This window comes from Actinomadura rugatobispora, from assembly GCF_042656285.1.
Lineage (GTDB): Bacteria > Actinomycetota > Actinomycetes > Streptosporangiales > Streptosporangiaceae > Spirillospora > Spirillospora rugatobispora.
Genome location: NZ_JBHSON010000079.1, coordinates 49,694 through 56,089 on the forward strand (window position 1 = coordinate 49,694; position 6,396 = coordinate 56,089).

Consider the following 6,396-nt stretch of genomic DNA (forward strand, 5'->3'; position numbering starts at 1 on the left):
GGGCGCGGGGACCGCTGCTCGAACGCGCCGGCGACGGCGCACGAAAGGGGATGCACATGACGAGTGAGAGGGCGACGGTCGGCGTCGGGCTGGTGGGGCACGCCTTCATGGGACGCGCCCACTCCCAGGCGTGGCGGAGCGTCGGGCCGTTCTTCGACCCGCCGCTGACACCGGTCATGGCCGCGCTGGCCGGTCGCTCGGAGGACCGGGCCGGGGCGGCGGCGCGCGAGCTGGGCTGGGCGTCGGTCGAGACCGACTGGAAGGAACTGCTGCGCCGCGACGACGTCCAGCTGATCGACATCTGCACGCCGGGCGACAGCCATGCCGAGATCGCGGTCGCCGCCCTCGACGCGGGCAAGCACGTGCTGTGCGAGAAGCCGCTGGCCAACACGGTGGAGGAGGCCGAGGCGATGGTCGCGGCGGCCGAGCGCGCCCGGGCCCGCGGGGTGCGCTCCATGGTGGGCTTCAACTACCGGCGCGTCCCCGCGCTCACCCTGGCCCGCCGCATGGTCGCCGACGGCCGGCTCGGCACGCTGCGGCACGTCCGGGCCCAGTACCTGCAGGACTGGCTGACCGACCCGCGGTCGCCGCTGGTGTGGCGGCTGCAGAAGGACCGCGCGGGGTCGGGGGCGCTCGGCGACATCGGCGCGCACATCATCGACGCCGCCCAGTTCGTCGCCGGGCAGACGCTCACCGGGGTGTCGGCGCTGACCGAGACGTTCGTCCGGGAGCGGCCCGTCGTCGGCGGCGACGGCACCGGCCCGGTCACGGTGGACGACGCCGCGCTGTTCATCGGCCGCACCTCGGGCGGGGCGCTGGCCTCGTTCGAGGCGACCCGGTTCGCCGCCGGCCGCAAGAACTCGCTGCGGCTGGAGCTGAACGGCTCGGCCGGCAGCCTCGCCTTCGACCTGGAGGCGCTCAACGAGCTGTGGTTCCACGACCACACCGAGGACGCCGGCACGGCCGGGTTCCGCCGGATCCTGGTCACCGAGCCCGAGCACCCCTACGCCGGGGCGTGGTGGCCGCCCGGCCACCTCCTCGGCTACGAGCACACCTTCACCCACCAGCTCGCCGACCTGCTGAAGGCGATCGCCGACGGCACCGACCCGAGCCCCTCGTTCGCCGACGGCCTGCAGGTGCAGCGGGTGCTGGAGGCCGTCGAGGGCAGCGCGGGCGGCGACGGCGGCTGGACGCCCGTGAAGACCGACCCGGAAGGGAGCGCGTGATGGCACGACCGATCACCCTGTTCACCGGCCAGTGGGCGGACCTGCCCTTCGAGGAGGTGTGCCGGCTCGCCGCGGACTGGGGCTACGACGGGCTGGAGATCGCCTGCTGGGGCGACCACTTCGAGGTCGACAGGGCGCTGTCGGAGCCCGGCTACGTCCAGCGCAAGCGCGACACCCTGGCCAAGTACGACCTCCAGGTGTGGGCGATCTCCAACCACCTGGTCGGGCAGGCGGTCTGCGACCACCCGATCGACGAGCGGCACGAGGCGATCCTGCCCGCCCGCATCTGGGGCGACGGGGAGCCCGAGGGGGTGCGCCGCCGCGCCGCCGAGGAGATCAAGGACACCGCGCGGGCCGCCGCCGAGCTGGGCGTGGAGACCGTGGTGGGCTTCACCGGCTCGTCGATCTGGCACACCGTGGCGATGTTCCCGCCCGTCCCGCCCGCGATGATCGAACGCGGCTACGCCGACTTCGCCGACCGCTGGAACCCGATCCTGGACGTGTTCGACGAGGTCGGCGTGCGGTTCGCGCACGAGGTGCACCCCAGCGAGATCGCCTACGACTACTGGACGACCGTGCGGACCCTGGAGGCGATCGGCCACCGCCCGGCGTTCGGCCTCAACTGGGACCCCTCGCACTTCGTCTGGCAGGAGCTGGACCCGGTCGGCTTCCTGTTCGACTTCCGCGACCGCATCTACCACGTGGACTGCAAGGACACCAAGGTGCGGACCGGCGACGGCCGCCGCGGCCGGCTGTCGTCCCACCTGCCCTGGGCCGACCTGCGGCGCGGCTGGGACTTCATCTCCACCGGGCGCGGCGACGTGCCGTGGGAGGACTGCTTCCGCGCGCTGAATGCCATCGGCTACGACGGCCCCATCTCGATCGAGTGGGAGGACGCGGGCATGAACCGGCTCCAGGGCGCGCCCCAGTCGCTGGAGTTCGTCCGGGCCCTCGTCGAGATCGAGCCGCCGGACAGCGCCTTCGACGCGGCGTTCTCCAGCTGACGGCGGGCGCCCCCGCACCCGTCCGGGGTGCGGGGGCGCCGCCTCACAGCGCCCGGAAGTCGGCGAAGTCGAAGCCCGGGGACACGACGCAGCTGACCAGGACCTCCTGCCCGGCGGCGGGACGTGCGGCCTGCCAGGTGCCCGCCGGGACGAGCGCCTGGGGCGCGTGGCCCCCGGCGAGGTCGTCGCCGAGCATGATGGTGGACGGGTCGCCGCCGGGACGCTCTCCGTCGCCGCCGAGCAGCAGGGCCAGCGGCCCGCCGCGATGCCACAGCCAGACCTCGTCGGAGCGGACCGCGTGCCACATCGACTCCTCGCCGGGCGGCAGCAGGAAGTAGATGCCGGTGGCCGCGGCCCGTTCGCCGGGGTAGCCGCCGGGCCGGAAGGCGACGGGGGAGCGCCACGTCTCGCGGAACCAGCCGCCTTCCGGATGCGGCAGCAGGTCGAGCGTTTCGGCGGTGGCCGGGCGGGAGAGGAACGCCACATGCCCGCCCTGCGGCCCGCGCCGCGCGTACCTGACGCCGGCCGCGTGCGTGCGGTCGACGACGCCGCGCGGGGGGACGGGGGCGGGGTCGAACGCGACCGCGATGACCTGCCCTTCGGGGAAGGCGTCGTCGGCGACGGCGAGCGCGTCGGTGTCGTCGGGCACCTCGCCCGCCTGCGCGTCGGGCGCCCAGACCGCGCCCGCCTCGTCCAGCGCGAACCGGGGTCCGTCCTGGGCCCGCCAGGCGTCCAGTGTCGTCAGCAGCAGCACGGCAGGAGCCTAGTGGGCCGGGCCGCGCGGGGGCGGGGGCGGCGCGGGGTGTCGCGTTGATCGAACGTTGATCGGCTGTTGATCGGGACCGTGCATGCTGTCTTGCGCACGGTCCGTAGGGCGCGGTGCGGTGACCGCGGGGTTCGCGGGGTTCTCCGCGGTGCCGGTGCCGCTGTTCGGACCGTGCCGTCTTGTGCGGCGGGTCGGCCGGATCGGGGGATGCGGCCACCCGCCGGCCTGGGCGGTCCGCCTCGAAGCGGCCCGCGGGCAGTCCCCGCCGGCCGGTGAGACGGCCACGACGCACAGGGCGTACATGGGGAGCCCGCGCCGGGAGCGCGGCGCACGAGGGCGTCACGAACGATTCGGGGGCCGAGATCATCGAACGGCGGCCTGGCCGCCCGTCCGGATCTCGCCGCGTTCGCGCCCAGGTGCCGCGCACGGCGCAGCTTCTCCCCCTGGCGGGGGAGGACGTCGCCCGCGGGCGGGAAGCCCCGGTGGGGCGGCCTTGGCGAGCATGGCCGCGTGAACGTCATAGAGCGTCTTCCAGAATCGCCCGAGACCCCGACGACCGCGCGGCCCGTCCCGCGCTGGGCCCTGTGGGCGGCGCACGCCGTGCCCCTGGCGGTGCTGCCGGCCGGGCTGTGGCGCATCCTGCTGGGCCTGGGCGTGCCGATGGGGTTCAGCGGGGAGCTCGCCCGCGTGTACGAGGGGCCCGACTGGGTGCTCACCCCGTACGTGATCGTGCTGAGCCTGATCGCCGAAGGCGCCGCGCTGCTGACCCTCGGCCTGGTGCGGCCGTGGGGGGAGGTGTTCCCGCGGTGGCTGCCGCTCGTCGGCGGCCGGAACGTCCCGGTGGCCGGGGCGGTGACCGCCGCCCTCCTCGGGGCGGTGACGGTCATGTGGTTGTGCGTGGACGTCCTGCGCGCCTGGGACGGGCCCGACTTCATGGGCAACCCGGAATCCCCGCAGGGCCTCGCCGGATGGATCATGGCGCTCTCCTATGCGCCCATGCTGGCCTGGGGGCCGCTGCTGATCGCCGTCACTCTCGCCTACTACGCTCGGCGCCGCGGCGGGCTCAGTCCATCTCCGACAGCCGCGCCGGATCGAACCGGATCGGGAACGGCGCGCTGACCGCGATCTCCTCGCCCGCCCGCGTCCTGCCGGCCGTGCGGTAGCGCGGGTCGGGCGAGGCGAGTTCCAGCATCGTCACGGCCGGGCGCGGCTCCAGGTCGACGATCCAGTAGTGCGGGATGCCGGCGGCGGCGTACTCGGCGACCTTGCGCACCCGGTCGACCTGCTCGCTGCCGGTGCGCGGCGTCACGACCTCCGCGACCAGTAGCAGGTCCGGGCCGTAGTAGGTGCGGGACTGCCGCTCCAGGGCGGTGCGCGCCACGTCCCGCCCGACCGCGAACACGTCCGGCCTGCGGATCCCGGCGGGCGTGCTGACCTCCCGGGGCGATCCCGCGACGTGCACGTCCGCGCCCGTTGCGTGCGCGGCCGTCCGCAGGATCTCGGTCAGCCGCTCGGCGGCGTGGTCGTGCCACAGGTCACCGGGCAGCTCGGTCAGCCAGCCGTCGGCCAGCTCGTGGCGCAGCCCGTCCTCGGGCAGGGCGTCGAGATCGTAGAGCGTGTACGGGCCGTGGGCATGGCCGGCCGGTGCGCCCATGGCGTCCCTCCCCCCGATGATCTTCGCCTGAGCCGAATGTAGTGGAACGCTCCGCGCGAAGCGGCGCAGGTGCGTCCCGCTCTCTCGAAATGAGAGCAAAGGCGAGTTAAGATACATCTCGACCTTCGGGCTTGACCCTCCACCTCCCGGAGACTCCAGGCTCGGGGGACGACCCCCGCCTCCAAGGAGGAGCCGCCGTGACGAACGCCGAGCGGACCGAGCCCGCCCCGCGTGCCTCCGACCAGGACCGGGACGAGGTGCTCGTCCGCCTGCACACCGCCTACGCCGAGGGGCGGCTGGACGAACGGGAGCTGGACGAGCGCATCGACCTGGTGCTGGCCTCCCGCACCCACGACGAGCTCGACCGGCTGGCCGCCGACCTGCCCGCGGCGCGGAGCGTCCCGGAATGGCGGCCGGAGGCGGACACCCGGCGCCGTTCCCGCGGCCGGTTCCAGATGGCCTACAAGAGCCGGATCAGCCGCACCGGGCGGTGGCGGCTGCCCGAGCGCTACACCGTCGCCGCCTACAAGGGCGAGTGCCTGCTCGACCTGAGCGAGGCCGAGCCGGCCGGTCCGGTCATCACGCTGCGGGTGCTGGCGTACAAGTCCGACGTGCGCATCATCGTCCCGCCCGGGGTCCGGGTCGAGGCCGGTGGCCTGGGCGTCTCCACCGAGGTCCGGGACGAGCCGGACCCGGCGGCACCGGTCGTGCACGTGCAGGGTCTGGCCTATAAGGGCGCGATCGAGGCAATAGATCATCTTCGCCGTCCCTGAGGCGATATAAACGCTCCCGCACCCCTTTCGGTGCTGATCCCGCGGATGTCCGCACAGAGGCGGTTTCGGCGCGGTTTGATGGTGTGCCATCGCGCACGGCGATGGTGCGTGATGGCCGGTGCGGCGATGGCCACGGTGCGAAGGAGCGGGCGTGACGGCAAGGACCCCGGAGCAGGACGGTGCCCGGCTCTTGGCGGGGACGGAACCGCCCACCGGGGACGAACTCTCCGGCCCGCGCGGTTCCCGGCAGATCCGGCGGCGGCTGGCGTTCCGGGCGGCCGAGGCCCTCGGCGAGCCCGCCGAGCCCCGGGAAGGCCGCGCACAGCGCAAGAAGGGGGAGAAGGGACCGTCCCCCTGGCAGCGCGCCCAGGACGCGTGGCGGAACGCGGACGTCCCGTGGAACGGTACCGGCCCGTCCCCCAAGGCCCCGCAGCGGCCGCGACCGGAGCAGGCGGAGGCCGCACAGACCCCCGCCCCCACCAAGCCCGAGAAGCCGAGCAGGCCGCAGAGGCCGGCCAAGGCCGAGAAGCCCGCGCGTCCAGGGAAGGCCACGCGGGCGGGAAGGGCCGCCAAGGCGGAGAAGCCCACCAACGCGGCCAAGCCCACCGGCGCGGAAGGGCCCACCAGCGTGGGCAAGGCCGCCAACGCGGGGAAGGCCACCGGCGCGGGCAAGGCCGCCAGCGGGGGCAAGCCCACCGGCGCGGATGAGCCCACCAACGCGGGCAAGGCCGCCGACGCGGGGAAGGGCGCCAACGCGGGCAAGCCCACGGGCGCGGGCAAGCCCACGGGCGTGGGGAAGGCCACCGGCGCGGGCAAGGCCGCTAGCGGGGGCAAGCCCACCGGCGCGGATGAGCCCACCAACGCGGGCAAGGGCGCCAACGCGGGAGGCCACCGGCGCGGGCAAGGCCGCTAGCGGGGGCAAGCCCACCGGCGCGGATGAGCCCACCAACGCGGGCAAGGGCGCCAACGCGGG

Annotated in this window: 7 protein-coding genes; 5 read left to right on the forward strand and 2 right to left on the reverse strand. The window is 74.6% G+C overall.

Going from position 1 to position 6,396, the window contains the following annotated elements; translation table 11 throughout:
- Positions 1 to 56: 56 nt before the first annotated feature.
- Together ACFPZN_RS41185 and ACFPZN_RS41190 are read left to right on the forward strand one after the other, a co-directional pair.
- Positions 57 to 1,226 carry a Gfo/Idh/MocA family protein gene (locus tag ACFPZN_RS41185; protein WP_378288020.1) on the forward strand — a complete coding sequence of 390 codons (1,170 nt, stop codon included), beginning with the start codon at positions 57 to 59 and terminating at the stop codon, positions 1,224 to 1,226.
- Entirely contained in the window at positions 1,226 to 2,230 is a 1,005-nt protein-coding gene (locus ACFPZN_RS41190; protein WP_378288021.1) for a sugar phosphate isomerase/epimerase family protein, read from the forward strand. The genes ACFPZN_RS41185 and ACFPZN_RS41190 overlap by 1 nt, the downstream gene beginning before the upstream one ends.
- 43 nt (positions 2,231 to 2,273) lie before the next feature.
- On the opposite strand, the gene ACFPZN_RS41195 is transcribed toward ACFPZN_RS41190, so the two are convergent.
- Positions 2,274 to 2,984, reverse strand: coding sequence for a cupin domain-containing protein (locus ACFPZN_RS41195; protein ID WP_378288022.1), 711 nt, complete (start codon positions 2,982 to 2,984; stop codon positions 2,274 to 2,276).
- A gap of 522 nt (positions 2,985 to 3,506) precedes the next feature.
- Here ACFPZN_RS41195 and ACFPZN_RS41200 point away from each other — a divergent pair.
- Positions 3,507 to 4,115, forward strand: coding sequence for a hypothetical protein (locus tag ACFPZN_RS41200; protein WP_378288023.1), 609 nt, complete (start codon positions 3,507 to 3,509; stop codon positions 4,113 to 4,115).
- Here the strand turns inward: ACFPZN_RS41200 and ACFPZN_RS41205 are convergent.
- Entirely contained in the window at positions 4,060 to 4,650 is a 591-nt protein-coding gene (locus ACFPZN_RS41205; protein WP_378288024.1) for a Uma2 family endonuclease, read from the reverse strand. The two genes, ACFPZN_RS41200 and ACFPZN_RS41205, sit on opposite strands and share 56 nt — an antisense overlap.
- 197 nt (positions 4,651 to 4,847) lie before the next feature.
- On the opposite strand from ACFPZN_RS41205, the gene ACFPZN_RS41210 reads away from it, so the two are divergent.
- Complete coding sequence (locus ACFPZN_RS41210; protein WP_378288025.1) at positions 4,848 to 5,423, forward strand: DUF1707 SHOCT-like domain-containing protein; 576 nt, start codon at positions 4,848 to 4,850, stop codon at positions 5,421 to 5,423.
- Between the two features lie 151 nt (positions 5,424 to 5,574).
- Complete coding sequence (locus ACFPZN_RS41215) at positions 5,575 to 6,336, forward strand: hypothetical protein (protein ID WP_378288026.1); 762 nt, start codon at positions 5,575 to 5,577, stop codon at positions 6,334 to 6,336.
- Positions 6,337 to 6,396: the final 60 nt, after the last annotated feature.

Coding starts and splice junctions, on each gene's coding strand:
- ACFPZN_RS41185 (WP_378288020.1), top strand. CDS start 57: ATGACGAGTGAGAGGGCGACGGTCGGCGTCGGGCTGGTGGGGCACGCC.
- ACFPZN_RS41190 (WP_378288021.1), top strand. CDS start 1,226: ATGGCACGACCGATCACCCTGTTCACCGGCCAGTGGGCGGACCTGCCC.
- ACFPZN_RS41205 (WP_378288024.1), bottom strand. CDS start 4,650: ATGGGCGCACCGGCCGGCCATGCCCACGGCCCGTACACGCTCTACGAT.